The organism is Streptomyces malaysiense (genome assembly GCF_000980885.2).
In the GTDB taxonomy this organism is placed as follows: Bacteria; Actinomycetota; Actinomycetes; order Streptomycetales; family Streptomycetaceae; genus Streptomyces; species Streptomyces malaysiense.
The window spans coordinates 1-26,132 of record NZ_LBDA02000055.1 but is presented as its reverse complement, the minus strand read 5'-3'; the positions used below and the strand labels follow the sequence as shown (position 1 = coordinate 26,132).

The window sequence follows — 26,132 nt, the reverse complement described above, 5'->3', positions numbered from 1 at the left end:
ACACTGAAGGAAACCTTCCCATTCATGCGCGGATGCTTTGAATTTCCTCATGCTTGACCGTTTGTTATTTCCCTCACCACGGCTTCCGTCCGAATTTCAAGGATCGTTGCCTAGAATTTGGTCCGGACACGACATACGAGGGGAGCGGTGACCGTGCGACGGGACTTCCAGGAGCCTGCGAGATGCCGCTCGGACCTGGTCATCGGCCGCGAGGAGCTGTGCTCCGCCGCCCGCGCCCAACTCGCCGCCGGCGGCAGCGTGCTGCTCCACGGGCCGGCCGGAATAGGGAAATCGACCATCCTGCGGGCATTGGCCGAGGAATACGCCTCGCCCGCGCACATCGTCCTGCGCTGCTCGGCGACCGAGTCCGAATCCCACCTTCCGTTCCTCGCCCTCGCCGACCTCCTCGGCCTGGTCCTCGACGACGTCTGCCCGCGGCTGCCCGCCGCCCAGCGCACCGCACTGGAGTCGGCGCTCACCGGCCGCGGCGAGTCCAGCCTCCAGCGCGACGGCCTCGCCCTGCGCCTCGCCGTCCTGTCCGCGCTGCGGGTGCTCGCAACCCGCGGCCCGGTCCTGGTCGTCGCCGACGACCTGCAGTGGCTGGACCCGGCCAGCGCCGAACTGCTCGGCTTCGCCGCCCGCCGGCTCGGCGGCACCCCGGTCCAACTCCTGTGCGCGGTACGGACGGAGGGTCAGGACAGCCAGGAGTACGACCGCCATCTGCGGTCCTGCCCGCCGGACACCCTCGCCGTGCGGCTCGGGCCGCTCTCGCGCACCCGGATCGCCGAACTGCTCGGTCACCGCGGCCACGGGGGGCTGCCCCGCTCCACGGTCCGCGAGGTCCACCGCACCAGCGGCGGCAACCCGCTGTTCGCGCTGGAACTCGGCCGCGCCCTCGCCGAGAGCCCCACCCCGCCCCGGCCGGGCGAGCCGCTGCCGGTGCCCACCTCGCTGCGCGCCCTGGTGCTCAGCCGCCTGGACATGCTGTCCGTGGAGGCCCGCCGCACCCTGCTGGTGGCCAGCGCCGGCGCCCGCCCCACCCCGGCGCTGCTGCACGCGGCGGGCCGGGAGAACGCCGAGGCCGAGTGCGCCCAGGCCGCCGAACTCGGGCTGCTGGCCACGGAGTCGGAGGCCCCGGCCGTACGCTTCGCGCATCCGCTCATCTCCGCCGCGCTGTACGCGGAGGCGCCCGCGCAGGAACGGCGGGCCGCGCACGCGGCGCTGTCCACGGCCGCCTCCGACCCCATCGAGCGGGCCCGGCACCTCGCCCTCGCCACCACCGGCGCCGATCCGGAGGTCGCCGCCCGGCTCGCCGAGGCCGCCGCCCTCGCCCGGGACCGCGGCGCACCCTCGGTCGCGGCCCAGCTGGGTCTGCTGGCCGCCCGGCACACCCCGGTGGACGGCTCGCCCAGCCCGGAGGAACGCCGGCTCGGCGCCGCCGAGGACGCCATCACCGCGGGCGAGGTGGACCTCGCCCGGGACATCGCCCGGGAGGTGCTCAAGCGGGCGAGCGTGCCCGCCGAACGGGTGCGCGCCTGGATCATCGTCATCGACACGGCGGGCCACACCATGGCCGAGGTCGACGCCCTCTTCCCGCAGGCCCTCGCCGACGCCGGGGACGACCCGCGGCTGCTCGCCCTGGTCAACTACCAGCTGGGCTGGCGGGCGCTGATAGTGGAGGGCGACTTCACCGCGGCCCGCGGCGCCGCCGCGCACGCCGCGGAGCTGGCCGCGCGCGGCAAGGACCGGCGCACCGAGCTGCTCGCCCTCTCCTTCCAGGCGCAGACCGAGACCCTGATGGGCCATCCGGAGGCGCCCCGCACCATCAAGCGGGCCCTGCGCGAACCCCAGGACCCCCGGGTGGCCTGGCATCACAACGGGGCGGGCAGCGCCCGGTTCCGCTGGCTGGTCATGGGCGACCAGCTGGCCGAGGCGCGCGCCACCGTCACCGGGCTGCTGCGCGAGGTGCGCCGGCGCGGCTCGGTGGAGAGCGAGGTGCACTTCCTGCGCGGCCTCGCCGAGACCGAACTGCGCGCCGGGCATTGCGGCCGCGCGCTGGACCTCGCCCGCGACAGCCTCGAGCTCGCCCGGGACTCCGGGATCGGCGAGACCGCCTCGGCCATGCTGACCTCGCTCGCGGAGGCGTCCGGCGGGGACGTGGACCGGGCGCTCACCCTCGCCCGGGAGGCGGTGGAACACGCCGAGGGGGACGGCGACCAGATGTACCTCTCCCGGGCCCTGGGCGCGCTCGGGTACGCCCAGTTGGTGGCCGGGGACCCGGCGGGCACAGTGCGTTCGCTGCGCCGGGTGCGCAGTCTTGAGCTGGGGCTCGGCATCACCGACCCGGCCCGCGGCCGCTGGCAGGGCGACCTCGCCGAGGCACTGGTCCGCATCGGTGAACCCGCCGAGGCGCAGGACGTCATCGACACCGCGCGGGAGCACGCGCTCCGGCTCGGCCGGGAGAGCGTCCTCGCCGTGCTCGACCGCTCCGAGGCGCTGGTGCGGGCCGCGCAGGGCGCGGGCGAGGCGGCGCTCGACCGGCTGAGGTCGGCTCAGGACCGGCTCGGCAAGCTGGGCTACGGCCTGGAGGAGGCGCGGGCCGCGTTCGCGCTGGCCCGGCTGCGCGGCCGGCGGCCCGGACCCGCGGCCTACGACGAGGCGACCCGGCTGTTCCGCCGCTGCCGGGCGCTGCCCTGGCTGCGCCAGGTGGACGAGGCGCTCACCACCCTCGCCGCGGAACCGGCGCGGACCGCGCCCGCCGCCCTGGACGCGCTCGACGTGCTGGACGTACTGGCCGCGATGGAGCGTCAGGTGGCCGCGCTGGTCATGGAGGGCGCCACCAACCGGGAGATAGCGGCGCGGCTGTTCATCAGCGTCAAGACGGTCGAGGCCACGCTCACCCGGGTCTACCGCAAGCTCGGGATCCGTTCGCGGGTGGACATCGTCCGATTGGCCGCAGGTCGGCGCGCGCACTGAGCACGGCGGCGGTTAACTGAGCCGGACCGAGGGTTTTCCCTCACCCGCCCCCCTAGGGGGTTCCCTCATTGGGAGCCGAAGGTTCCGGACCTAGCGTAATGGGCGTACCGCTCGCCCGGGTACAGGGGGTCGGACCCACCCCCCACCACCGTGCACGCCCCCTACCCGTGCGACCCCCCACCGGTGCAACCCCACTGAGGAGACTCATGTTCGGGCCCACACGTGCCAGACGCACCGCCGCGGTCCTGGTGGCCACCGCCGCCGCCGCGACGACCGCGCTGCTCGCCTCCCCCACGGCGAGCGCGGCTCCCCAGCCCATTGTCGGCGGTACGACGACGACCACCACCGCCTACCCGTTCGTCATGCAGATCACGGACGCGTCCGGCAACCAGTTCTGCGGCGGCAGCCTGGTGGCCGCCACCAAGGTGGTGACGGCCGCGCACTGCATGGCCGGCGAAACCCCGGGCGGCGTCCGCGTCGTCGGCGGCCGTACCAAGCTGAACGGCACCGACGGCACGGTGAGCAAGGTCAGCAGGATCTGGGTGAACCCGGACTACTCGGACGCCACCAAGGGCGACGACGTGGCCGTGCTGACCCTGTCGACGTCGATGCCGTACAAGCCGGTGTCGTACGTCTCCTCCTCCCAGACGGGTGTGTACGCGGCCGGTACCACGGCGCGGATCCTCGGCTGGGGCACGACTTCGGAGAACGGCAGCTCCTCCAGGCAGCTGCGGACCGCGACCGTGCCGGTCGTGTCCGACACGAGCTGCCGTTCCTCCTACGGTTCGGACTACGTGCAGTCCGACATGGTGTGCGCCGGGCTCAGTTCCGGCGGCGTAGACACCTGCCAGGGCGACAGCGGCGGTCCCCTGCTCATCGGGGGCGTCCTGGCAGGGATCACTTCTTGGGGCGAGGGGTGCGCGGAGGCGGGCTACCCGGGTGTGTACACCCGGCTGGCCACCTTCGCGGACCAGGTCACCGCACAGGTGAACTCGTGACCCGGAGGATCTCCCGAGTACCCCTCGGGTAAGGCCAGGGGGGCGTTGCGAGCGACCACGAGCAGCCCGCAGCGCCCCCCTTTCCACGTCCGGCCTCCCCTCGCGCGGCGCTACCCGGCGATGTGCAGGCCGAATCCGCTGCGGCCCGGCGCCTCCAGTCCCGCGCGCAGCCGGACCGCGGGGATCTCGTAGTCCCCGGCGTTCTGCGCGCGGTACGGGACGGGCTCGGTCTCCTCCAGGGACAGCAGCCGCTCCCGCCACCGCCCGGCCGCGTCCGCGAACGCCTCGGCGGACAACCGCCCCGCGCGGTACAGGACGAACGGCGGCAGCACCGCCATGCCGGGGTGGTAGAGCACGCCGTGCTGGATCGGGTACAGCAGGTCGTCGATCGGGCCGTTGATGCCGCGGTCGGAGTAGTGGGACTCCGGGCCGCCGACCGTCAACGACAGCATGGCGCGCCTGCCTTGGAGGGCGCCCTCGCCGAAGCGGTCGCCGTACCGGGTGTCGCTGTGCTCGCCCACGCCGTATCCGAAGCCGTGGGTGAAGACGCGGTCCACCCAGCCCTTGAGGATCGCGGGCATCGTGTACCACCACAGCGGGAACTGGAGGATCACGGTGTCGGCCCAGCGCAGCTTCTCCTGTTCCGCGCGGACGTCGGCGGCGAGCGCGCCGCTCTCGTGGGCACGTCCGGAGTCGCGCACGACGTCCAGCGGGTCGGAGGCGACGGGGCCGAAGTCGGCGGCGTCGACGGTGGACTTCCAGCGCATCGCGTACAGATCGCTGACCCGCACCTCGTGGCCCGCGCCGGACAGCGTCTCCACGGCGATGTCGGTGAGCGCGCCGTTCAGCGACCGACGCTCGGGGTGGGCGTGCACGATGAAGACCTTCATATCCGCTCCTCGGATCTCTGGGAGTTCGATCCTCGCGGGATCGGGCGGCGCGGTTCAGGGGCGCTCCTTCCGCAGGTCCGGGCTTCCTGGTACCGGCAGGGCCACCCAACGCGGCCGTCCGGCACGGATACTGGAGCGATGGACGATCTCGCGGACTTCCTGCGCACCCGACGGGCCCGGGTCCACCCGGAGTCCGCCGGCATCCGCGCCGACCCGCGCCGCCGGGTGAGCGGGCTGCGGCGCGAGGAGGTCGCGCACCTGTCGGGGGTGAGCGTCGACTACTACGTCCGGCTGGAGCAGGGGCGGGCCCGCCGGCCCTCGGCCCAGGTGCTCGACGCGCTCGCGCGGGCGCTCGATCTGGACGAGGTGGAGCGCGAGCATCTGCACCGCCTCGCCAACCGGCCCGCGCGGACCCGGCGGCGGCCGTCCGTCGCCCGGCCGCGCCCCGAGCTGCTGCGGGTGCTGCAACTCGTCGCCGACGCACCTGCGTTCATCATCGACCACCGGCTGACGGTACTGGCCGCGAACCGGCTCGCCGATCTGCTCTACGGCCGTCCCGCCGAGGGGCTGAACCTCGCCCGGCACGTCTTCCTGACCGAGGAGGGGCGCGCGCTGTTCGCCGACTGGGAGGGCTGCGCGTTCGACACCGTCGGCCATCTGCGGCTGGCCGCCGGCCGCTGCCCCGACGATCCCGAACTGGCGTCCCTCATAGGTGAACTCGCCATGCACAGCGAGCGTTTCCGCCAGTTTTGGGCTCGCGCGGATGTCCGTACCCGCACCCACGGCCGCAAGGTCTACCAGCACGCCTCGGTCGGCCGCCTGGAGCTGCACCAGGAGAACTTCGTCCTGCCGGACTGCGCGGGCACGGAGCTGATCGTGCAATCGGCCGCGCCCGGCACCCCCGCCGACGACAGCCTGCGGCTGCTGGCCGCGCTCGACGCCACCGGTGACCCGGTCGTGCCGGACACCGTCTGATCCTTCCTGGGCCTTTACCCGAAGGGGATCTTGGGCGGGGACGGCGGAGGGAAGGGTTCCCCGTGGGACCGGCGGTGCCGGTGCGACCCCGAGGACCGCTGGAGGAGAAGAGATGACCGAGGCGTTGGTGCTGGGTGGCGGCGGTGTGGGCGGCATCGCCTGGATGACCGGGCTGCTCGCCGGGCTCGCCGATGCCGGGCAGGACGTCACCGGGGCCGGTCTGCTGGTGGGCACCTCCGCGGGCGCGACCGTCGCGGCCCAACTGGGCAGCGGGCTCGGTGTGGAGGAGCTGTACGCGCGGCAGGTGGAGCCTTCGTTGCAGGCCCGCGAGATCACGGCCGAGATGGACATCGAGAGGTTCGCCGCGGAGATCGGCGTCACGATGGCCACGGCTGCCTCGCCGGCACGGCTGCGCAGCGCGGTCGGCCGGGTGGCCCTCGCCGCGCGGACGGTCGGCGAGCCGGAGCGGCTCGCGGTGATCGAGTCCCGGCTGCCGGACCACGGCTGGCCAAAGCGGGCGCTGAAGCTCGTCGCGGTCGACGCGGAGACCGGTGACCCGCGGGTGTTCGACCGCGACTCGGGCGTCCCGCTGGTCGACGCGGTCGCCGCCAGTTGCGCCGTCCCGGGCGTGTGGCCGCCGGTGACGATCGCCGGGCGCCGCTACATCGACGGCGGCATCCGCTCCGTCGCCAACGCCGACCTCGCCACCGGTGCCACCCGTGTCCTGGTCCTCGTCCCGCTGGGTCCCGTCGAACCGCTCCCGAGCGACTACCCGCTGGACGACACGGTCGCCGCGCTGCGCGCCGAGGGCGCCCAGGTTTTCGTCATCGCTCCCGACGAAGCCTCGGCCGCCGCGATCGGTGCCAACCCCCTGGACCCGGCGACCCGCGAACCGGCGGCGAAGGCGGGCCGTGAGCAGGGGCGGCGGCTGGAGCCGGAGTGGGCGCAGGGCTGACGGAGGCCGGTCCGGCCCCCGGATCACCGCTCCCCCACGGGTACTTGGCCGCACGCGGGCGGCGGCCGGGGCAGCGCCGTGCCGGGCATCTCGCCGTGATCACATTCGAACAAATGGACTATAAAATGTGTGTATAGTCCCGGCATGTCTCCTTCGATCGAGAAAACCCGTCCGCCGGTGCTCGCGACAGGCAAGATGCGCGAACGGCGCCGCGGGTTCCGTCCGGCCGCACTCGTCTCGGCCGCCCTCGGCCTGGCGCTGGCCCTGAGCGGCTGCGCACAGGTCGACACCACCTCACCGAGCACCGCGCGCGAGCAGGCGGCACAGGAGGCGCCGGCGAGCTTCGGCGGCGTCGACTGCCGCAAGGCCAAGTGCATCGCGCTGACCTTCGACGCCGGCCCCAGCGAGAACTCCCCGAAACTGCTGGACATCCTGAAGGAGAAGAAGGTCCACGCGACGTTCTTCCTGCTCGGCAAGCGGCACATCGAGAAGTACCCGCGGTTGGTCAAGCGGATGTCGGACGAGGGCCACGAGGTGGCGAGCCACACCTGGGACCACAAGATCCTCACGGACCTGTCCGACGACCAGGTGCGCGACGAACTGCGGCGGCCGAACGACGCGATCGAGCGGATCACCGGGCGCAAGCCCACGCTGATGCGCCCGCCGCAGGGCCGCACCGACACCAACATCCACGAGATATGCAAGGAGTTGGGGCTCGCGGAGGTCCTGTGGAGCGTCACCGCCAAGGACTACACGACCACCGACTCGGCGCTCATCACCAAGCGCGTCCTCGACCAGGCCGACCGGGACGGGATCATCCTGCTGCACGACATCTACGCCGGCACCGTGCCCGCGGTGCCGGGCATCATCGACGCCCTCAAGAAGCGCGGGTACACCTTCGTGACGGTCCCCCAGCTCCTCGCCCCCGGCAGGGCCGAACCGGGCAAGGTCTACCGGCCCTGAGCCCCCTCCGGGCCCCGGGGAGTGGCCCGACCGGGTGAGCCGGTCCGGAACTGCCGGGAACGCGGGAGTCATTGCCTACGATCGGCACGTGCCGACCTTCACCCTCACCCGGACCGTGCCGCTCCCGCTGGACGAGGCGTGGCGCCGGATCACCGAGTGGCCCCGCCACGGGACCGCCGTACCGCTGACCCGGATCAGTGTGCTCACCCCCGGCCCCACCCGGGTGGGCACCCGTTTCACGGCGCGCTCGGGCATCGGCCCGCTCGCCGTGGACGACCCCATGGAGGTGACCGCCTGGCGCCCGCCCGCGGACGGCGAGGACGGGATGTGCCGGCTGGAGAAGCGGGGCCGGGTGGTCCTCGGCTGGGCGCAGATCGAGGTCCGGCCGGGGCCCGGGGGCCGCAGCCGGGTGGTGTGGCAGGAGGAACTGCGGGTGCGCCTCCTGCCCGGCGCGTTCGACGGTGTGGTCGCGGCGACGGCTCGCACCGTCTTCGGGCGGGCGATGAACCGGCTGCTCAGGGGGGACTGAACCGCGGGCGGCGGTCAGTCCTTGCGCCCCGTCACCGCCACCGTCACACCCAGGCCGATCATGGCCAGACCGCCGGCGCCGCCGACCGCGGACAGCCGCCGGGGCGAGCGGGCGAACCAGTCGCGGGCGGCGGAGGCGACCAGGCCCCAGACGCTGTCCGAGACCAGCGCGATGACGTTGAAGACCAGGCCGAGCAGCAGCATCTGGAGGGGCACGTGCCCCCGGGCCCGGTCCACGAACTGGGGCAGTACGGCGGCGAAGAACACCATGGTCTTGGGGTTGGCCACACCGACCGCGAAGCCCTCGCCCAGGGTGCGCAGACCGCCCCGCTCCAGAGGGCCGGACCGCGTGAACGCGGCCCGCAGCGAACCGCGTTGCCGCCATGCCTTGACGCCGAGGTGCACCAGGTAGGCGGCGCCCGCGAGCTTGAGCGCGGTGAACAGGAGGACCGAGCGTGCCACCACCGGCCCGACGCCGAGGGCCACCGCGGCGACGAGGACGTACGCGCCGAGGGTGTTCCCGGCGACCGTGGTCAGCGCGGCGCGGCGGCCGTGCGCCAGGGCCCGCCCGACGACGAAGAGCACGCTCGGGCCGGGTATCACGATCAGCAGGAGGGCCACCGCCGAGAAGGCGAGGAGCCGGTCGAGGGACACCATTCCCTCATGGAACACAGGGGCCCGTGCGCGCGGCAATCGCTTTTCGCCGCGGCCGGCGGCCAGTGAGGCCGGATGTCGGGGGCCGGGAGGGCGCGGCGGCTCAGGCCACCGACCCGATGCGCGTGCGGGCCGCCGTCTCGTGGTGGATCGGGGTGTGCCCGCCGGTCAGGGCGACCCCGCTGCCGCCACGCCGGGCGGCGACGATCTCCGCCGCGATGGACAGGGCCGTCTCCTCGGGCGTACGGGCGCCGAGGTCCAGGCCGATCGGGGACCTCAGCCGGGCCAGTTCACTCTCCGTCAGGCCGACCTCGCGCAGCCGCCGCGCGCGGTCGAGGTGGGTGCGCCGGGAGCCCATCGCGCCGACGTAGGCGACCGGGAGGCGCAGCGCCACCTTGAGGAGCGGCACGTCGAACTTGGCGTCGTGGGTGAGGACGCACAGGACGGTACGGCCGTCGGTCGCGGTGCGTTCCAGGTAGGTGTGGGGCCACTCGACCACGATCTCGTCGGCGTCCGGGAAGCGGGTGCGGGTGGCGAAGACCGGGCGGGCGTCGCACACGGTGACGTGGTGGCCGAGGAACTTGCCGACGCGGACCAGGGCGGAGGCGAAGTCGATCGCGCCGAAGACGATCATCCGGGGCGGGGGTACGGAGGACTCCACCAGGACGGTGAGCGGGGCACCGCAGCGGGAGCCCTGGGCGCCGATCTCCACGGTGCCGGTGCGGCCCGCGTCCAGGAGGGCGCGGGCCTCGGCGGCGACGGTGCGGTCCAGCTCGGGGTGGGCGCCGTAACCGCCGTCGTACGATCCGTCGGGCCGGACGAGCAGGGCGCGGCCGGACAGGCCGGCCGGGCCGTCCACGATCCGCGCGAGCGCCGCCGCCTCCCCGCGGGCGGCGGCGGCCAGCATGGCGGCGATCACCGGCCGGGCGGGGTCGTCCGCCCGGACCGGTGCCACCAGGATGTCGATGACGCCGCCGCAGGTCAGGCCGACCGCGAAGGCGTCCTCGTCGCTGTACCCGAACCGTTCGAGGACGGTCTCCCCGTCCCTCAGCGCCTGTTGGCACAGCTCGTACACGGCGCCCTCCACACAGCCACCGGAGACCGACCCGACGGCGGTGCCGTCGGTGTCCACCGCCAGCGCGGCGCCCGGCTGCCGGGGGGCACTGCCCCCGACGCCCACGACGGTGGCGACGGCGAAGTCACGCCCCTGCCCGACCCACCGGTCCAGCTCTTCGGCGATGTCCAGCATCTGTCGGTCTCCTCAGGATGGTTGCTCGGAAGGGGGGCCGCCCGCGTCGCTAGTGGACGCCGAGCCAGCCCTCGACGGGGTGCAGGGCGAAGTACACGAGGAAGACCACCGTCAGCCCCCACATGAACGCACCGATCTCCCGCGCCCGGCCCTGGGCCACCTTGATCGCCGTGTAGGAGATGACGCCCGCGGCGACTCCCGTGGTGATCGCGTACGTGAACGGCATCAGGACGACGGTCAGGAAGACCGGGATCGCCGTGGCCCGGTCGCCCCAGTCCACGTGCCGCGCGTTCATCAGCATCATCGCGCCGATGACCACCAGCGCCGCGGCGGCCACCTCCTGCGGGACGATCGCGGTCACCGGGGTGAAGAACAGACAGGCCGCGAAGAGCAGCCCGGTCACCGCGGACGCGAGTCCCGTACGGGCCCCCTCGCCGACGCCTGTCGCCGACTCGATGAAGACCGTCTGACCCGAGCCGCCGGCCAGACCGCCGATCGCACCGCCCGCGCCGTCGATGAACAGGGCCTTGGAGAGCCCTGGCATCCGGCCCTTGTCGTCGGCGAGGCCGGCCTCCGTGCCGACGCCGATGATGGTGGCCATCGCGTCGAAGAAGCCGGCGAGCACCAGGGTGAACACGATCACCGCGATGGTCATCCCGCCGACCTTGTCCCAGCCGCCGAAGCCGACGTGCCCGAAGAGCGAGAAGTCCGGCATCGAGACGGCGCCGCCGTGCAGTTCGGGCGCGCCGGACTCCCACTGGTGGGGGTCGATGACACCGATGCCGTTGAGGACGACGGCGACGACCGTGCCGGAGACGATGCCGATGAGGATGGCGCCGGGGACGTTACGGGCCTGGAGCATGAAGATCAGCAGCAGGGTGCCGGCGAAGAGCAGCACCGGCCAGCCGGTGAGCTGGCCCGCGGGGCCGAGGCTCAGCGGGGTGTCCTTGCCCTGGTGCACGAAGCCGGACTTGTAGAAGCCGATGAGGGCGATGAACAGGCCGATGCCCATGGTGATGCCGTGCTTGAGCGCGAGCGGGATCGCGTTCATGATCATCTCGCGCAGGCCGGTGACGACCAGCAGCATGATGACGACGCCGTACACCACGCACATGCCCATCGCCTGCGGCCAGGTCATGTTGGGCACGACCTGCGCGGACAGCACGCCGGAGACCGAGAGACCGGCGGCGAGCGCGAGGGGCACCTTGCCGACGAAGCCCATCAGCAGCGTGGTGAGCGCCGCGGCGAACGCGGTCGCCGTGATCAGGGCCTTCTGGCCGAGGGTGTCGCCCTGGACGTCCTTGCCGGACAGGATCAGGGGGTTGAGGAGGAGGATGTACGCCATCGCCATGAAGGTGGTGACGCCGCCGCGCACCTCACGCGCGACCGAGGATCCTCTTCTGGATATGTGGAAGTACCGGTCGAGCCAGGACCGGCCGGCCGGGACGCGGCTGCCGTCGCCGGCGTCCTCGGCCGTGGTCCTGGTCTCCACTGATGGGTGGGTCATGGTGCCGTCTCCCAAGGTTCACAGGGGCACCCGGTCAACTCCGGTGAGATGAGCGGGATTTGGGATGTGCACGTAACCCGGGGGACGGCCCGGTGTTGCACGTGTGGGGTGGAGCCGGGGTGAGCGGTTGCCCGGCGCCGGGGTGCCGCCGCGGCCACCGTGCCGCCCGAGCCCTGAAGGCTCGGGGTGAGGCACACGTGCCGCGGCGGCGGGTGATCAGGCCGTGCCCGTGAGGTGCTCCGGACGTACCGGTGTCCTGTCGAGCTCCAGGCCCGTCGCGCCCCGGATCGCCGCGAGGACGGCCGGGGTCGAGGACAGGGTCGGGGCCTCGCCGATGCCGCGCAGCCCGTACGGGGCGTGTTCGTCGGCGAGTTCGAGGACGTCGACCGGGATGGTCGGCGTGTCGAGGATGGTCGGGATCAGGTAGTCCGTGAAGGAGGGGTTCCTGACCTTCGCGGTCTTCGGGTCCACGATGATCTCCTCCATCACCGCGACGCCCAGGCCCTGCGTGGTGCCGCCCTGGATCTGGCCGACGACGGAGAGCGGGTTGAGCGCCTTGCCGACGTCCTGGGCGCAGGCCAGCTCGATGACCTTGACCAGGCCGAGTTCGGTGTCGACCTCGACCACGGCGCGGTGCGCGGCGAAGGAGTACTGGACGTGGCCGTTGCCCTGCCCGGTGCGCAGGTCGAAGGCCTCGGTCGGCCGGTGCCGCCACTCCTCCTCGACCTCCACGGCCTCGCCCTCCAGGACGTCGACCAGGTCGGCGAGCACCTCGCCGCCGTCGGTGACGACCTTGCCGCCCTCCAGCAGCAGTTCCGCGGTGGCCCAGGCGGGGTGGTAGGAGCCGAACTTGCGCCGGCCGAGCTCCAGGACCCGTTCCCGGACCAGCTCGCAGGCGTTCTTGACGGCGCCGCCGGTGACGTACGTCTGCCGGGAGGCGGAGGTCGAACCCGCCGAGCCCACCTGGGTGTCGGCCGGGTGGATGGTCACCTGGGCGACGCCGAGTTCGCTGCGGGCGATCTGGGCGTGCACGGTGACGCCGCCCTGGCCGACCTCCGCCATCGCGGTGTGCACGGTGGCGACGGGCTCGCCCGCGATCACCTCCATGCGCACCCTGGCGGTGGAGTAGTCGTCGAAGCCCTCGGAGAAGCCGACGTTCTTGATGCCGACCGCGTAGCCGATCCCGCGTACGACGCCCTCGCCGTGCGTGGTGTTGGACAGGCCGCCGGGCAGCTGCCGTACGTCGGCGCCCTCGCTGGACTCCCACTGACGCTCGGGCGGCAGCGGCATCGCCTTGACGCGGCGCAGGAGTTCGGCGACCGGCGCCGGGGAGTCGACCGGCTGCCCGGTGGGCATGACCGTGCCCTGCTCCATGGCGTTCAGCTGCCTGAACTCCACCGGGTCCATGCCGAGTTCCTTCGCCACCTTGTCCATCTGGGCCTCGTAAGCGAAGCACGCCTGGACCGCGCCGAAGCCGCGCATCGCGCCGCAGGGCGGGTTGTTGGTGTAAAGGGCGAGGGCCTCGATGTCGACGTCGTCCACGACGTACGGCCCGACGCTCAGCGAGGAGGCGTTGCCGACGACGGCCGGGGAGGCGGAGGCGTAGGCGCCGCCGTCCAGGACGATCCGGCACTTGACGTGGGTCAGCTTGCCGTCGCGGGTGGCCCCGTGCTCGTAGTACAGCTTGGCCGGGTGGCGGTGGACGTGCCCGAAGAAGGACTCGAACCGGTTGTAGACGATCTTGACGGGCTTGCCGGTGCGCAGCGCCAGCAGGCAGGCGTGGATCTGCATCGACAGGTCCTCGCGGCCGCCGAAGGCGCCGCCGACGCCGGACAGCGTCATCCGCACCTTGCGCTCGGGCAGCCCGAGCACGGGCGCGATCTGGCGCAGGTCGGAGTGCAGCCACTGGGTGGCGATGTAGAGGTGGACGCCGCCGTCCTCCTCGGGCACCGCGAGCCCGGACTCGGGTCCGAGGAACGCCTGGTCCTGCATGCCGAAGGTGTACTCGCCCTTGACGATCACATCGGCGCGGGCGGCGGCCACGGCCGCGTCGCCGCGCACGATCGGCTGGCGGTGCACGATGTTCGGGTGCGCGACATGCCCGATGTGGTGGTCGTCGCGGCCCTCGTGGACCAGGACGGCGTCCGGCGCGAGGGCCGACCTCTCGTCGGTGATCACGGGGAGTTCGCGGTACTCCACCTTGATCTTGGCGGCGGCGCGGCGGGCGGTCTCCGGGTGGTCGGCGGCGACGATCGCCACCGGCTCCCCGTGATGGCGCACCTTGCCGTGCGCGAGGACCGGGGTGTCCTGGATCTCCAGGCCGTAGTGCTTCACCTCGGTCGGCAGGTCGTCGTACGTCATGACGGCGTACACGCCCGGCAGCGCGAGGGCCTCGGCGGTGTCGATGGAGACGATCTCGGCGTGCGCGACGGTGGAGCGCAGGATCTGGCCCCACAGCATGTCCTCGTGCCACATGTCCGAGGAGTAGGCGAATTCGCCGGTGACCTTCAGGGTGCCGTCGGGGCGCAGGGTGGACTCGCCGATCCCGCCCTTGGTGCCCGAGCCCTGTGTGATCTTCGTGGGAACGCCGTTGGCCGGCATGTCAGACCCCCTCGGACTGGCGGGCGGCGGCCAGACGGACCGCGTCCATGATCTTCTCGTAGCCCGTGCAGCGGCACAGGTTGCCCGACAGCGCCTCGCGGATGTCGGCGTCGGACGGGTTGGGGTTGCGCTCCAGGAGTTCGTCTGAGGCGACGAGCAGGCCCGGGGTGCAGAAGCCGCACTGGACCGCGCCGGCGTCGATGAACGCCTGCTGGATGGGGGCGAGTTCGACGCCCTCGCCGGCCTGGGAGTCGGTGCCGGCCTTGGCCGCCCAGCCCTTGGCCGCGTCCAGCGGGACGCCGTCGGAGCCGCCGCAGGACCGCTGCCGCGCGTGGTCGCCGAGGCCCTCGACGGTCACCACGTCCCGGCCCTCGGCCTGTCCGGCGGCCACCAGGCAGGAACACACCGGCACGCCGTCGAGGCGCACGGTGCAGGAGCCGCACTCGCCCTGCTCGCAGGCGTTCTTGGAGCCGGGCAGGCCGAGCCGCTCGCGCAGCACGTAGAGCAGGGACTCGCCCTCCCAGACGTCGTCGGCCTCCTGCGGGCGTCCGTTGACGGTGAAGTTGACGCGCATCACGCAGCTCCCTCGGTGCGGCGGGCGCCGCGGTACGACTCCCAGGTCCAGGTCAGGGTCCGGCGGGCCATGACGCCGACCGCGTGCCGGCGGTAGCTCGCGGTGCCCCGGACGTCGTCGATCGGGTTGCAGGCGGCGGCGCACAGGTCCGCGAACTGCTTGGCGACGGAAGGAGTGATGATCTTCCCGTTGTCCCAGAAGCCGCCCTCCGCCAGCGCCGCGTTCAGGAACTCCTCGGCGGCCTCGGCGCGCACCGGCGTGGGCGCGGCCGAGCCGATGCCGGTGCGCACGGTGCGGGTCCGCGGGTGCAGGGCCAGGCCGAAGGCGCACACGGCGATGACCATGGCGTTGCGGGTGCCGACCTTGGAGTACTGCTGCGGGCCGTCCGCCTTCTTCACGTGCACGGCGCGGATCAGCTCGTCGGGCTCCAGCGCGTTGCGCTTGACACCCGTGTAGAACGCGTCGATCGGGATCATGCGGGTGCCGCGCGCCGCCGACGCCACCTCGACCTCGGCGCCGGCGGCGAGGAGGGCGGGGTGGGCGTCGCCGGCGGGCGACGCCGTGCCGAGGTTGCCGCCGACGCCGCCGCGGTTGCGGATCTGCGGGGAGGCGACCGTGTGCGAGGCGAGCGCGAGGCCCGGCAGCTCGGCACGGAGCTGTTCCATGATCGTGCTGTAGGGCACGGAGGCGCCCAGTCGCACGGAGTCCTCGCCGGTCTCCCATTCGTAGAGATCGCCGACGCGGTTGAGATCGAGCAGGTACTCGGGCCTGCGGTGGTCGAAGTTGATCTCGACCATCACATCGGTGCCACCCGCGATCGGCACTGCGGTGGGATGCTCGCCCTTCGCGGCGAGCGCCTCCTCCCAGCTGGCGGGGCGAAGGAAGTCCATGACCGGCTCTCTTCTTCGTCTTGGGTTCTGCGGATTTGAGCCAATCCGTGTGCGGCGGGCCCGGCTCGTTCCTGTCGTCTTGACGTGGAGTGGAGCCAGTACACCGCTGTGTACTCCGACGGGGTCAGTCACCGAAACCATGAAGGAGTTCGCTGGCCAGGGGAAGCATCTTGTAGATTCGTATGAACGGAGGACATCGGTAACCTCTCCGTTTTCCCGGGGAAACGGCCACTCCCCCGTCACCCTCCGAAGATCCATCGTAGGTTTCGAGACACAGAAACGGCGGCAACGAGATGCGGCTGCGCGCACTGCTGGACACCGACGCGCTGGGCCTGCTGCTGCTCGGCGGCGAGGACGAGCTGGACCGCTCGGTGCGCGGTGTGATGACGACCGACCTGCGGGACCCGAGCCGCTACCTCTCCGGCGGCGAGCTGGTGCTGACGGGACTCGCCTGGCGGCGGGACGGGGCGGACTCCGAGCCGTTCGTACGCCTGCTGGTGCAGGCCGGGGTGGCGGCCCTCGCGGCGGGCACCGCCGAGCTGGGCGGGGTGCCGGAGGACCTGGTGGCGGCCTGCGCCAAGCACCGGCTGCCGCTGCTCGCGGTGGACGAGTCGGTGGCCTTCGCGACCGTCACCGAGCACGTCGTACGGCAGGTGTCCGGCGAGCGCGCCGGGGACCTGGCCGCCGTGGTGGACCGGCACCGCCGGATGATGACCTCCGGCCCGGCGGGCGGCGGCCCCGACGTGGTGCTCGACCTGCTCGGCACCGACCTCGACCTGCGCGCCTGGGTGCTCTCCCCCACCGGCCGGCTGATCGCCGGCTCCAAGGAGGCTGGTCCCGGCCTGCCCGCCGGGACCTGCGCCCGGCTGGCCGCCGAGCACCTGGCCGCCACCCGCACCGGCCGGCGCTCCCCGCACCGGGTCCAGCTGGACGGTACGACGTACTCGCTCTTCCCGATCCGCTCCTCGGGGCGTGCCCCGGGCGCCGCGCGCGATGTGCGCGAGACGGTGCTGTCGGACTGGCTGCTGGCCGTGGAGGCGGACGCCGGCGACTGGGACGGCCAGCGTATGGACCTGCTCCAGGGCGTCACCCAGCTGATCGCCGTGGAACGCGACCGCCGGGAGGCGGCCCGTACGGTACGGCGCCGGCTCGCCCAGGAGGTCCTGGAACTGGTGCAGACGGGCGCCGCGCCCGCCGAGATCGCCGCCAGGCTGCGGGTGGCCGCGCCGGTGCTGCTGCCCGGCCTCGGCGCGGCCCCGCACTGGCAGGTCGTGGTGGCCCGGGTGGAGTGGGACGGCGAGGAGATCGAGGGCGGCCCGGTGGCCCAGTCCCTCCTGGAGGAGGTGCTGGTCGACCCGCTGGCGACCGGCCCCGAGCCCGCCGACCGCATCGCCGTGGCGCACACCGGGGACGAGGCGGTGGCGCTGGTGCCGCTGCCCGCCGTACCGGCCGTCGCCGCGGACCGTGAGGACGCGGAGACCGGGCTGCTCGCCGACGCGCTGCTCCAGGTGGTGCGCGAGCCGCTGTCCGCGGGCCTGGACGGCGACGGGCGGCTCACGCTCGGCGTCAGCGCGGCCGTGCACTCCGCGGAGGGCCTGCGCGGCGCCCTGGAGGAGGCCCGGCACGCCCGCCGGGTGGCGGCGGCCCGGCCCGGCCGGGTCTGCGCGGCCGGGCACCAGGAGCTGGCCAGCCATGTGCTGCTGCTCCCGTTCGTCCCGGACGACGTGCGCCGCGCCTTCACGGCCCGGCTGCTCGACCCGCTGACGGACTACGACCGCCGGCACCGCGCGGAGCTGATACCGACCCTGGAGGCGTTCCTCGACTGCGACGGCTCCTGGACCCGCTGCGCCACCCGTCTGCACCTGCACGTCAACACGCTGCGCTACCGCGTCGGGCGGATCGAGCAGTTGACGGGACGGGACCTGTCGCGCCTGGAGGACAAGCTCGATTTCTTCCTGGCACTGCGGATGAGCTGAGCCGGGCGGGGCGAAGCGGACGAATCACGTCCGCGCCGCACCCCCACGACTTTGTGAAAACTTTCACCCATCCCCTTGGCCCGGTGTGGCGATCGGTGCTGGAATGCCGCCACCACTCAACAGCCCGATGGCGTGCCTGGGGAGGTCAACGTGGCGTATACCGCCATGTCTGGGAACGGAACGACCGCCGGTGACGATCCGCTCCAGACCGCGGTATGGCGGTTGCGCTCGCGGGCCTGCTGGGCCGACGCCGCGGCCCTGCTGCCACCGGACACGCCGGGCGCGGCGCTGCAACGGGCGATGCTGCTGGTCGAGCGCTGCCTGTACACCGAGGGCGGCTGGGCGGACGCGGAGGACGCGCTGCGTACGGCGGAGGCGCTCGCGCACACCGACGAGGAGCGGGGCGCGGCCGCGTGCGAGCGCGGGCAGCTCGCGTACGCCGCGACGCTGCACGGCGTCCGGGACCGGGTGGACGAGGCGCGGGCCGCGCTGGGGCGGGCGGCGGCGCTGATCCCGCCCGGGGCGGCGGGGCGGGCGCTGCTGGACTTCCGGCGGGGGCTGCTCGCGGAGAACCTGTCCCGCTCCCCGCAGGCGGCGCGGGCCGCGTACCGCCGGGCGCACGCGGGCGCGACCGCGCACACCGATCCACTGCTGCTGTCGTTCACCTGGCGGCATCTCGCCGGGCTCGCCCTGCGGGACGGGGAGCTGGCGGAGGCGCGGCACGGGTTCGCGGAGTCCCTGCGGATCCGGGAGGAGCTGGGGTACCTCGTGGGCACGGCGCCCGCGCTGGTGTCCCTGGCGGACACCGAGGACGAACCGGCGGCGACCCGGCTGCGGGACGAGGCGCGGCGGCTGTTCCGGCTCCTGGGGGGCGTGCCGACATGGCTGGCGGCGCAGCTCGCGCCCCCGGCGGCGGGACCGGTCACGGCGTGACCCGGGAGGCGGGGCGGACTCAGAGGGAACTGAGAGACGGCTGTGCCAGGGTGGCGCGTCCCGAGACCCCCCACTCCAGGAGAGCGTCGTATGACACTCATCAACGGGCTTCCGGCCCATATCCTGCTCGTCCATGTCGTCGTGGTGCTGGTCCCGCTGACCGCGCTCGCGCTGGTCGCCGCGGCGGTGTGGCCGCGGGCCGCGCACCGGCTCGGCGTCCTGCTGCCCGTACTGGGCCTCGTGTCGCTGGTCAGCGTGCCGCTCACGACGAACGCCGGTGAGTGGCTGGAGCGGCATGTCGACGACGACCCGCTGGTGCGCAAGCACACCGAGCTGGGCGACGGGCTGCTGCCGTGGGCGCTGGGCCTGTTCGTACTGGCCGTGGTGGTGTGGTGGGCCGGCCGCGACCTGCGTCGCGCGGCGAGCACGGCGGAGGGCACGGAGCGCGTCGGCTCGCGCTGGTCCGCGCTGCCGGTGCGGATCGTCATCGGGCTGCTGTCCGCGGTCATCGCGGTGGGCGCGGTGGTGGACGTGTACCGGATCGGCGACTCCGGCGCGAAGGCGGCGTGGCACGACGGGTTCTCGAAGTCGGCGCACAGCGAGCACGACGGCGACGGTTCGTAACGCGCGCCGAGGGGGCGCGGGAAACCGCGCCCCCTCGGCAGCGACGACATCCACGTCGGGGTACGGCCGCGATCCCGGCGACGTGCGCGTCCGGATACGGCCACGAGCCGGCGGCACCCCCGACCGAGTACGGCCACGGGGCCGGCGGCGCCCGCGTCCCGGCGCGGCTGAGGGCCGGGCGGCATCCACATCCGGGTTACGGCCACGAGCCCGGCGGCATGCGCGTCCGGGTACGGCCACGAGCGCCGGCATCCACGCCTGAGTGCGGCCACAGCGCCGACGGCACCCGCCTCCCCGGTACGGCTACGAACCCGGCGGCAGCCCCATCCAGGTACGGCCACGAGACCGCAGCGCCCCTGCCCAGGTACGCCCGCGAGCCCGGCGGCGCTCGCGTCCCGGTACGGCCACGAGCGCCGGCATCCACGCCTGAGTGCGGCCACAGCGCCGACGGCACCCGCCTCCCCGGTACGGCCGCGAGCCCGGCGGCATACGCGTCCGGGTCAAGCAACGGGCCCAGCGGCAGCCCCATCCAGGTACGGCCACGAGACCGCAGCGCCCCTGCCCAGGTACGCCCGCGAGCCCGGCGGCGCTCGCGTCCCGGTACGGCCACGGGGCCGGAGGACCCGCGTCCCGGTGCGGCCACGAGCCCGGCGGGGTCGCTCAGGCCGCGCCCGCGAAGTGTTCCGCCACCAGTTCCCGTACCACCTCGAAGTCCCGGGCCACCAGTGCCTCCAGCAGGGACACGTGTTCCGCCGCGTCCGCGAGCAGGTCCGCGCGGGCGTGCCGGACCGGGCCGCCGGCCAGGGGCCAGTGTGCACGGCGGTGGAGGTCCGAGGCGATGCGGACCAGTTCCTCGTTGCCGGAGAGGGCCAGCATCGCGCGGTGGAAGACGCGGTCGGACTCGGCGTACGTCGCGGGGCAGCCGGACGTCGCCGCCCGGACCGTGTCCTGGGCCAGCGGCCGCAGCTCGGCCCAGCGCGCGGCCGGGACCGTACGGGCCAGCCGCAGCATCACCGGGACCTCCAGCAGCTCCCGCACCTCCGCCAGCTCGGCCAGCTCCCGCGCCCCCCGCTCGACCACCCGGAACCCGCGGTTGGGCACCACCTCGACGGCGCCCTCCAGGGCCAGCTGCTGCATCGCCTCCCGCACGGGCGTCGCCGAGACCCCGAAGCGGTCCCCGAGCACCGGCGCCGAGTACACCTCGCCCGGCTTCAGCTCGCCCGCGACCAGCGCCGTTCGCAGCGCCTCCAGGATCTGCCCGCGCACCGAGGCGCGCTGTACCACCGGCCGCTCGCCCTCGGGCCGGCGCGGGCCCGGAACCAGTCCCTCACCGTGCGTGTACGCCGCCGCGGAGCCCTGCGCGCTCTGCCTCACGGGGTCCTCCTGGCGGCTTGTCGGTACTTGGGGTCATTGACGACGGCTTGTCGGTTGTTCGTCAAGCACCCTAGACGTACCGAGCGGTACGTCAAACTCGATCGAGGTCGATCGAGGACGATCGGGGACGAGCGGACCCCCGCGGTCCACTAAGATCAACTCGAATCGGGCCGCCGCGCACGGACAGGTGATTCACAACTTCCTCACCCGTCGCAGGAACTTTCCGTCGAACCATCCGTACGGGTAGTCTTATTCGAACTCAACTCCCGCCCCTCATGCGTCAGTTCGAGCAGATCGCCGTCCCCGGGCATCCCCTCGCACCCTCTTGGCGGCCTCTTGCCCCGAAACTCCCTGAGGGCCGCCCGGAGTGGGTCAATATGGCGGGCGTTACGCCCTATCCCAATGCAAGGGACCCCTGATGAGACTGACCGACATATCGCTGAACTGGCTGCTTCCGGGCGCCGTACTGCTCCTGGGCATGGTGGCGGCGGTAGCGGTGCTCGCGCGCGGCAAGCGCTCCTCCGGGGAGAACGCGAGTGCGGACGACTCCTGGGAGCGCAGCGAGGAGCGCCGCCGGCGCAAGGAGGCCATCTACGGCACCGCCTCCTACGTGCTGCTGTTCTGCTGCGCGGCGGTGGCGGCCGCCCTGTCCTTCCACGGCCTCGTCGGCTTCGGCGAGCAGAACCTGGGCCTGACCGACGGCTGGCAGTACCTGGTGCCGTTCGGCCTCGACGGCGCGGCCATGTTCTGCTCCGTCCTCGCGGTGCGCGAGGCCAGCCACGGTGACGCGGCCCTCGGCTCCCGCATCCTCGTGTGGCTGTTCGCCGCGGCCGCCGCCTGGTTCAACTGGGTGCACGCGCCGCGCGGTGTCGCCCACGCGGGCGCCCCGCAGTTCTTCTCCGGCATGTCCCTGTCGGCGGCCGTCCTGTTCGACCGCGCGCTCAAGCAGACCCGCCGCGCCGCGCTGCGCGAGCAGGGCCTGGTGCCGCGCCCGCTGCCGCAGATCCGCATCGTGCGCTGGCTGCGCGCGCCCCGCGAGACCTACAAGGCGTGGTCGCTGATGCTCCTGGAGGGCGTGCGCAGCCTGGACGAGGCGGTCGAGGAGGTCCGCGAGGACAACCGGCAGAAGGAGCAGTCGCGCCAGCGCAGGCGCGAGCAGCAGCGGATGGAGCGCGCCCAGCTCAAGGCCATCAGCCGGGGCCACGGCCGCTTCGTGAACCGGGTCGGCGGCCGGCAGGTCGAGGTGCAGGCGGTGGAGCGCGGCTCCTCGGGCGCCACCTCCGCGGAGCCTGCCATAGCGAACGCGGATGCTCTGCCGGTGCCCTCCCGTCCCTCCCTCCAGCCGGTCCGCAAAGGGTCTGAGCCGGTGGCCAAAGGGCCCGAGCCGGTGACCGTCGACCTCACCGCCGAGGACGACACCATGGCCCTGCCCCGCCTGGACTCCCTGGAGCGCAAGCTCAAGGACCTGGAGCAGCAGTTCGGCTAGGGTCCGCGAGCCCGGCGTGATCGGGACGAGAGGCCCCAGGAGCCTCCAGGAGCCACGGATCCCTCATGGGCCGGGGGTGCGACCGAGCGGTCGCACCCCCGGCCCATGTCCGTCACCGCCCCGTGCCCGTCCCCGGCCCCTGCCCGTCCCCGGCCCACGACCGCCGTCGCTCACGCCGCCTCGGCGCCCAGTTCGAACCACACCGACTTGCCGACCCCGTGCGGCCGTACGCCCCAGGCGTCCGCGAGGGACTCCACCAGGACCATGCCACGGCCGTGGGTGTCGCCGTCCGGGTCGGGGGTGCGCACCCGGGGTCTTCGGGGCACGAAGTCCCTCACCTCCACCCGCAGTCCGCCCGGCGCCAGGACCGCGGTGAGGACGGCGTCGTCGTCGGTGTGCACGAGCGCGTTGGTGACCAGTTCGCTGGTGAGCAGCTCGGCGATCTCCGAGCGTCCCGGCTTGCCCCAGTCCCGCAGCAGCTCGCGCAGCTCCCGGCGCGCCTCGGGCACGGAACGCAGATCCGCCCGCCCGAGCCTGCGCCACAGCCGCTGCGGCGGCTCCACGACCCGGCCGCGCCCGCCGCGCGCCTCCCGTGGGCGATCGCCGGCGGGAACCCGCACCAGCCGCCCCGGTGACTCCGCCGCGCCCGGCACCGGACCCGCTGCCCGCACGGTGCCCACCGCCTCCCGGACGCCGCCGGGAACTTCCCCCGGGGTCTCCTCCGTACCGTCCCCCGGTTCCGCGCAGGGGGTCCCGGTGGTCACGGGACCGCCCCCTCGTGCCTGCCTCTTCATGGCCCCCGCCCGCACGCCGCTCGAACCCTGCCCCTCCTGGTCGAACACGTTCACGGGGGGATGCTTGCCCAGTGGACCAACGGCCAGTCCTGGCATCGGCCCGATGACCGGCGGTTCGGCCACCGCCGGGGCCCGCCGCACCGGGGCGCGGGATGGCCGCGGAGGCCCCCGGGCGGCCTTCCGGGCAGCCACCTGACGCCGCTGACGCCCCGTGACGGCCGGACCGCCGCGCCCGGCACAGCCGGTCGGCATGTCGTCACGGGCCGTGAAACTGGCCGAAATCCGCTCCCCGGTCCGGGTGGTGTCAGGGGGGTCCGGACGGTGTCAGGGCCGGGGCACGTTGCGCAGGTTGGAGCGGGCCATCTGGACCATGCGGCCGACCCCGCCGTCCAGCACGACCTTGGAGGCGGACAGCGCGAACCCGGTGACCATCTCGGCGCTGATCTTCGGCGGGATGGACAGGGCGTTGGGGTCGGTGACGATGTCCACCAGGGCCGGGCCCTTGTGCCGGAACGCGTCCTTGAGCGCGCCGGCGAGTTGCTTGGGCTTCTCCACCCGCACCCCGTACGCCCCGCACGCGCGGGCCACGGCGGCGAAGTCCGGGTTGACGTTGACGGTGCCGTACGCGGGCAGTCCGGAGACCATCATCTCCAGTTCGATCATTCCGAGCGCGGAGTTGTCGAACAGCACCACCTTGACCGGGAGATCGTGCTGCACGAGCGTCAGGAAGTCCCCCATCAGCATGGTGAACCCACCGTCACCGGACATCGACACCACCTGCCGGCGCCGGTCGGTGAACTGGGCGCCGATCGCCATGGGCAGCCCGTTGGCCATCGAGCCGTGCGAGAACGAACCGATGATCCTGCGGCGGCCGTTGGGCGAGATGTAGCGCGCCGCCCAGACGTTGCACATGCCGGTGTCCACGGTGAACACCGCGTCGTCGTCGGCGATTTCGTCGAGTACCGCGGCCACGTACTCGGGGTGGATCGGGACGTGCCGGTCGACCTTTCTGGTGTACGCCTTGACCACGCCCTCCAGCGCGTCGGCGTGTTTCTTCAGCATCCGGTCCAGGAAGCGCCTGCTGGTCTTCTCCTCGACCCGCGGGATGAGGCAGCGCAGCGTCTCGCGCACATCGCCCCACACGGCGAGGTCGAGCCGGGAGCGCCGGCCGAGCACCTCGGGCCGCACGTCGACCTGGGCTATCCGCACGTCGTCGGGCAGGAAGGCGTTGTACGGGAAGTCGGTGCCGAGCAGGATCAGCAGATCGCACTCGTGGGTGGCCTCGTAGGCGGCGCCGTAGCCGAGCAGCCCGCTCATGCCGACGTCGTACGGATTGTCGTACTGGATGAATTCCTTGCCCCGCAGGGCGTGCCCCACCGGGGACTTGATCTTCTCGGCGAACCGCATCACCTCGGCGTGCGCCCCGGCCGTGCCGCTGCCGCAGAACAGCGTGACCTTGCCGGCCTCGTCGATCATCTCCACGAGTGCGTCGATCTCGGCGTCACCGGGGCGGACGGTGGGCCGGGAGGTGACCAGGGCGCTCTGCGCGGCCTTCTCCGGGGCGGGTTCGGCGGCGATGTCACCGGGCAGCGAGACCACGCTGACCCCGCTCCGGCCGACGGCGTGCTGGATGGCGGTCTGGAGCAGCCGGGGCATCTGCCTGGGGCTGGAGATCAGCTCGCTGTAGTGGCTGCACTCCTGGAAGAGCCGGTCGGGGTGGGTCTCCTGGAAGTACCCGAGGCCGATCTCGCTGGAGGGGATGTGGGAGGCGAGGGCGAGCACGGGGGCCATGGAGCGGTGGGCGTCGTACAGGCCGTTGATGAGGTGCAGGTTGCCGGGGCCGCAGGAGCCGGCGCAGGCGGCCAGCTTCCCGGTGATCTGGGCCTCGGCGCCGGCCGCGAAGGCGGCGGTCTCCTCATGGCGGACATGCACCCAGTCGATGCGGGAGTGGCGGCGGACGGCGTCCACGACCGGGTTGAGGCTGTCGCCGACGACGCCGTAGAGGCGGCGCACGCCGGCGCGGACGAGGATGTCGACGAACTGTTCGGCGACGTTCTGCCTGGCCATGTTCTCTCGTCTGCCCCTTCCGGGGTCCGGGATCCGTGCGGGGTCACGGACCCGTCCCCGGACCCGTGCGTGGTGCCCCGGTTCCATGGAGGCATACGCGGGCCGGTCACGCCTCCCACAGGGCCGCGGCCGTACGGTCGTCGGCGTAGCCCTTGACCCGTACCCGGGCGTCGGTGAGGAACGCGGCGAGGCCGGGCGCGCGGCGGCCCGACCAGCGCCGGGACAGATGGGCGCTCAGGGCGGGCTCGCCGCGCAGCGGCTCCGCCAGGCCCGGAGTGCACATCAGCAGCGCATCACCCGGGCGGGCTAGCGAGACCTGGAAACGGAAGGGTTCGGGGGCGGGCGGGGACGGCGGCTCGGGCGGCTGTTCGTACGGGTCCGGCGGGGCGGGGACGCCGAGGTCGAGGGTGAGGCGGTCGTCGTCCGCACCGGGCTCGGGAGCGCCGGGCGGCGCGGGGGGCTGCTCCGCCGTGGCGCGCGGCTCGATGTCCCGCCAGATGCCGTCCCGCAGCAGGAAGAGGCCGCCGTCACCGACGCCGAAGAAGACGCGGGCACGGCAGTGCGGGTCGGCGGGCAGCAGCAGACAGCGCAGGGTGGCCGTGTACTCCTCGGCTCCCGCGCCCCGTTCGACGGCGCTCGCGCGGAGCCGGCCGAGGCTCCGGTCGGCGAGCCGGTGCAGGCCCGCCTTCAGGTCGGCGCGCCGGGTCGCCCGGATGTCCTCGGCGAGCCGCCGGTGGCTGCGGCCCACCGCCCGGCCGATCCAGCGGCACGCCTCGGCCGCCGCGAGGTGCGCCTCGGGGGTGGCGCGGGCGCCGGTGGCCATGGCGACGAGCACCAGCGCGTGTTCGCCGGTCCCGAACCGCGCGGTCAGCAGCGCGTCCCGGCGCGGCTCGCCCCGGTAGCGGGCCGAGTCCCCGCGCAGCGACACCGACCGCAGCGTCCACGTCCCGTACCGGGCCCCGTCCAGGACCGTGTCCGCCACCAGCTCCGCCAGTTCCTCCGGTTCGGCGCCGGGGAGGGCGGTGGGCTCGGGGTCGTAGGTGGGCGGTCCGGACCCCACGAAGTCGAGGGCCGAGGCGGGCTCGGCAACCGAGGGAGGTTCGGGGGCGGAGGAGGAT

21 protein-coding genes are annotated in these 26,132 nt (G+C 73.3%); 10 read left to right on the top strand and 11 right to left on the bottom strand.

What is annotated here, in order from left to right; all coding sequences use genetic code 11:
- The first annotated feature begins 147 nt into the window (after positions 1-147).
- Together VT52_RS23290 and VT52_RS23285 are read left to right on the top strand one after the other, a co-directional pair.
- Positions 148-2,976 carry an ATP-binding protein gene (locus tag VT52_RS23290; protein ID WP_046424557.1) on the top strand — a complete coding sequence of 943 codons (2,829 nt, stop codon included), beginning with the start codon at positions 148-150 and terminating at the stop codon, positions 2,974-2,976.
- Positions 2,977-3,182: 206 nt separating this feature from the next.
- Positions 3,183-3,974 carry a S1 family peptidase gene (locus VT52_RS23285; RefSeq protein WP_046424559.1) on the top strand — a complete coding sequence of 264 codons (792 nt, stop codon included), beginning with the start codon at positions 3,183-3,185 and terminating at the stop codon, positions 3,972-3,974.
- 110 nt (positions 3,975-4,084) lie between these two features.
- Here the strand turns inward: VT52_RS23285 and VT52_RS23280 are convergent, their stop codons facing one another.
- Positions 4,085-4,864 (bottom strand): NAD(P)H-dependent oxidoreductase, encoded by a 780-nt coding sequence (locus VT52_RS23280; RefSeq protein ID WP_046424561.1) that lies wholly within the window; start codon positions 4,862-4,864, stop codon positions 4,085-4,087.
- A gap of 138 nt (positions 4,865-5,002) precedes the next feature.
- On the opposite strand from VT52_RS23280, the gene VT52_RS23275 reads away from it, so the two are divergent.
- The 4 genes from VT52_RS23275 to VT52_RS23260 all read left to right on the top strand — a co-directional run bounded on the left by VT52_RS23275 (position 5,003) and on the right by VT52_RS23260 (position 8,286).
- Positions 5,003-5,839 carry a helix-turn-helix transcriptional regulator gene (locus VT52_RS23275; RefSeq protein WP_046424564.1) on the top strand — a complete coding sequence of 279 codons (837 nt, stop codon included), beginning with the start codon at positions 5,003-5,005 and terminating at the stop codon, positions 5,837-5,839.
- 112 nt (positions 5,840-5,951) lie between these two features.
- Positions 5,952-6,794 carry a patatin-like phospholipase family protein gene (locus VT52_RS23270; protein ID WP_046424565.1) on the top strand — a complete coding sequence of 281 codons (843 nt, stop codon included), beginning with the start codon at positions 5,952-5,954 and terminating at the stop codon, positions 6,792-6,794.
- A gap of 195 nt (positions 6,795-6,989) precedes the next feature.
- Positions 6,990-7,757 (top strand): polysaccharide deacetylase family protein, encoded by a 768-nt coding sequence (locus tag VT52_RS23265; protein ID WP_046424604.1) that lies wholly within the window; start codon positions 6,990-6,992, stop codon positions 7,755-7,757.
- Between the two features lie 88 nt (positions 7,758-7,845).
- Complete coding sequence (locus VT52_RS23260; protein ID WP_046424566.1) at positions 7,846-8,286, top strand: SRPBCC family protein; 441 nt, start codon at positions 7,846-7,848, stop codon at positions 8,284-8,286.
- 14 nt (positions 8,287-8,300) lie between these two features.
- Here the strand turns inward: VT52_RS23260 and VT52_RS23255 are convergent, their stop codons facing one another.
- From VT52_RS23255 to VT52_RS23230, 6 genes are all read right to left on the bottom strand, one after another.
- On the bottom strand, positions 8,301-8,942 hold the full coding sequence (locus VT52_RS23255) for a LysE family translocator (RefSeq protein WP_046424568.1): 642 nt from the start codon (positions 8,940-8,942) through the stop codon (positions 8,301-8,303).
- Between the two features lie 100 nt (positions 8,943-9,042).
- Positions 9,043-10,188 (bottom strand): XdhC family protein, encoded by a 1,146-nt coding sequence (locus VT52_RS23250; protein WP_046424569.1) that lies wholly within the window; start codon positions 10,186-10,188, stop codon positions 9,043-9,045.
- A 49-nt stretch (positions 10,189-10,237) separates the two neighbouring features.
- Positions 10,238-11,695 carry an NCS2 family permease gene (locus VT52_RS23245; protein WP_046424570.1) on the bottom strand — a complete coding sequence of 486 codons (1,458 nt, stop codon included), beginning with the start codon at positions 11,693-11,695 and terminating at the stop codon, positions 10,238-10,240.
- Positions 11,696-11,911: 216 nt separating this feature from the next.
- On the bottom strand, positions 11,912-14,296 hold the full coding sequence (locus tag VT52_RS23240) for a xanthine dehydrogenase family protein molybdopterin-binding subunit (protein ID WP_046424571.1): 2,385 nt from the start codon (positions 14,294-14,296) through the stop codon (positions 11,912-11,914).
- Between the two features lies 1 nt (position 14,297).
- A complete protein-coding gene (locus VT52_RS23235; RefSeq protein ID WP_046424572.1) occupies positions 14,298-14,870 on the bottom strand; it encodes a (2Fe-2S)-binding protein in 573 nt (190 codons plus the stop codon).
- Positions 14,870-15,760, bottom strand: coding sequence for an FAD binding domain-containing protein (locus VT52_RS23230; RefSeq protein WP_046424573.1), 891 nt, complete (start codon positions 15,758-15,760; stop codon positions 14,870-14,872). The genes VT52_RS23235 and VT52_RS23230 overlap by 1 nt, the downstream gene beginning before the upstream one ends.
- 293 nt (positions 15,761-16,053) lie before the next feature.
- Here VT52_RS23230 and VT52_RS23225 point away from each other — a divergent pair, with 293 nt between their 5' ends.
- The 3 genes from VT52_RS23225 to VT52_RS23215 all read left to right on the top strand — a co-directional run bounded on the left by VT52_RS23225 (position 16,054) and on the right by VT52_RS23215 (position 19,293).
- Entirely contained in the window at positions 16,054-17,736 is a 1,683-nt protein-coding gene (locus VT52_RS23225; protein ID WP_046424575.1) for a PucR family transcriptional regulator, read from the top strand.
- Between the two features lie 165 nt (positions 17,737-17,901).
- On the top strand, positions 17,902-18,669 hold the full coding sequence (locus VT52_RS23220) for a hypothetical protein (RefSeq protein ID WP_046424576.1): 768 nt from the start codon (positions 17,902-17,904) through the stop codon (positions 18,667-18,669).
- Between the two features lie 90 nt (positions 18,670-18,759).
- Positions 18,760-19,293, top strand: a complete 534-nt coding sequence (locus VT52_RS23215; protein WP_046424578.1) for a DUF2231 domain-containing protein — start codon at positions 18,760-18,762, stop codon at positions 19,291-19,293.
- Positions 19,294-19,953: 660 nt separating this feature from the next.
- Here the strand turns inward: VT52_RS23215 and VT52_RS23210 are convergent.
- On the bottom strand, positions 19,954-20,667 hold the full coding sequence (locus tag VT52_RS23210; RefSeq protein ID WP_079175209.1) for a GntR family transcriptional regulator: 714 nt from the start codon (positions 20,665-20,667) through the stop codon (positions 19,954-19,956).
- Positions 20,668-21,085: 418 nt separating this feature from the next.
- On the opposite strand from VT52_RS23210, the gene VT52_RS23205 reads away from it, so the two are divergent.
- The gene (locus tag VT52_RS23205; protein ID WP_046424580.1) at positions 21,086-22,153 is read left to right on the top strand and encodes a DUF2637 domain-containing protein; all 1,068 of its coding nucleotides are present in this window, start codon (positions 21,086-21,088) and stop codon (positions 22,151-22,153) included.
- Positions 22,154-22,323: 170 nt separating this feature from the next.
- Here the strand turns inward: VT52_RS23205 and VT52_RS23200 are convergent, their stop codons facing one another.
- The 3 genes from VT52_RS23200 to VT52_RS23190 form a co-directional block, all read right to left on the bottom strand.
- Positions 22,324-22,716, bottom strand: a complete 393-nt coding sequence (locus VT52_RS23200; RefSeq protein WP_107481417.1) for an ATP-binding protein — start codon at positions 22,714-22,716, stop codon at positions 22,324-22,326.
- A gap of 555 nt (positions 22,717-23,271) precedes the next feature.
- Positions 23,272-25,014 (bottom strand): pyruvate dehydrogenase, encoded by a 1,743-nt coding sequence (locus tag VT52_RS23195; RefSeq protein ID WP_046424582.1) that lies wholly within the window; start codon positions 25,012-25,014, stop codon positions 23,272-23,274.
- Positions 25,015-25,120: 106 nt separating this feature from the next.
- Positions 25,121-26,074, bottom strand: coding sequence for a protein phosphatase 2C domain-containing protein (locus VT52_RS23190; RefSeq protein WP_046424612.1), 954 nt, complete (start codon positions 26,072-26,074; stop codon positions 25,121-25,123).
- Positions 26,075-26,132: the final 58 nt, after the last annotated feature.

Bases quoted from the DNA above. Each gene is read 5' to 3' on its own strand.
- VT52_RS23265 (WP_046424604.1), top strand. From the start codon at position 6,990: ATGCGCGAACGGCGCCGCGGGTTCCGTCCGGCCGCACTCGTCTCGGCC.
- VT52_RS23255 (WP_046424568.1), bottom strand. From the start codon at position 8,942: ATGGTGTCCCTCGACCGGCTCCTCGCCTTCTCGGCGGTGGCCCTCCTG.
- VT52_RS23240 (WP_046424571.1), bottom strand. From the start codon at position 14,296: ATGCCGGCCAACGGCGTTCCCACGAAGATCACACAGGGCTCGGGCACC.
- VT52_RS23280 (WP_046424561.1), bottom strand. From the start codon at position 4,864: ATGAAGGTCTTCATCGTGCACGCCCACCCCGAGCGTCGGTCGCTGAAC.
- VT52_RS23235 (WP_046424572.1), bottom strand. From the start codon at position 14,870: ATGCGCGTCAACTTCACCGTCAACGGACGCCCGCAGGAGGCCGACGAC.
- VT52_RS23250 (WP_046424569.1), bottom strand. From the start codon at position 10,188: ATGCTGGACATCGCCGAAGAGCTGGACCGGTGGGTCGGGCAGGGGCGT.
- VT52_RS23205 (WP_046424580.1), top strand. From the start codon at position 21,086: ATGAGACTGACCGACATATCGCTGAACTGGCTGCTTCCGGGCGCCGTA.
- VT52_RS23195 (WP_046424582.1), bottom strand. From the start codon at position 25,014: ATGGCCAGGCAGAACGTCGCCGAACAGTTCGTCGACATCCTCGTCCGC.
- VT52_RS23270 (WP_046424565.1), top strand. From the start codon at position 5,952: ATGACCGAGGCGTTGGTGCTGGGTGGCGGCGGTGTGGGCGGCATCGCC.
- VT52_RS23220 (WP_046424576.1), top strand. From the start codon at position 17,902: ATGTCTGGGAACGGAACGACCGCCGGTGACGATCCGCTCCAGACCGCG.
- VT52_RS23245 (WP_046424570.1), bottom strand. From the start codon at position 11,695: ATGACCCACCCATCAGTGGAGACCAGGACCACGGCCGAGGACGCCGGC.
- VT52_RS23215 (WP_046424578.1), top strand. From the start codon at position 18,760: ATGACACTCATCAACGGGCTTCCGGCCCATATCCTGCTCGTCCATGTC.
- VT52_RS23285 (WP_046424559.1), top strand. From the start codon at position 3,183: ATGTTCGGGCCCACACGTGCCAGACGCACCGCCGCGGTCCTGGTGGCC.
- VT52_RS23230 (WP_046424573.1), bottom strand. From the start codon at position 15,760: ATGGACTTCCTTCGCCCCGCCAGCTGGGAGGAGGCGCTCGCCGCGAAG.
- VT52_RS23275 (WP_046424564.1), top strand. From the start codon at position 5,003: ATGGACGATCTCGCGGACTTCCTGCGCACCCGACGGGCCCGGGTCCAC.
- VT52_RS23225 (WP_046424575.1), top strand. From the start codon at position 16,054: ATGCGGCTGCGCGCACTGCTGGACACCGACGCGCTGGGCCTGCTGCTG.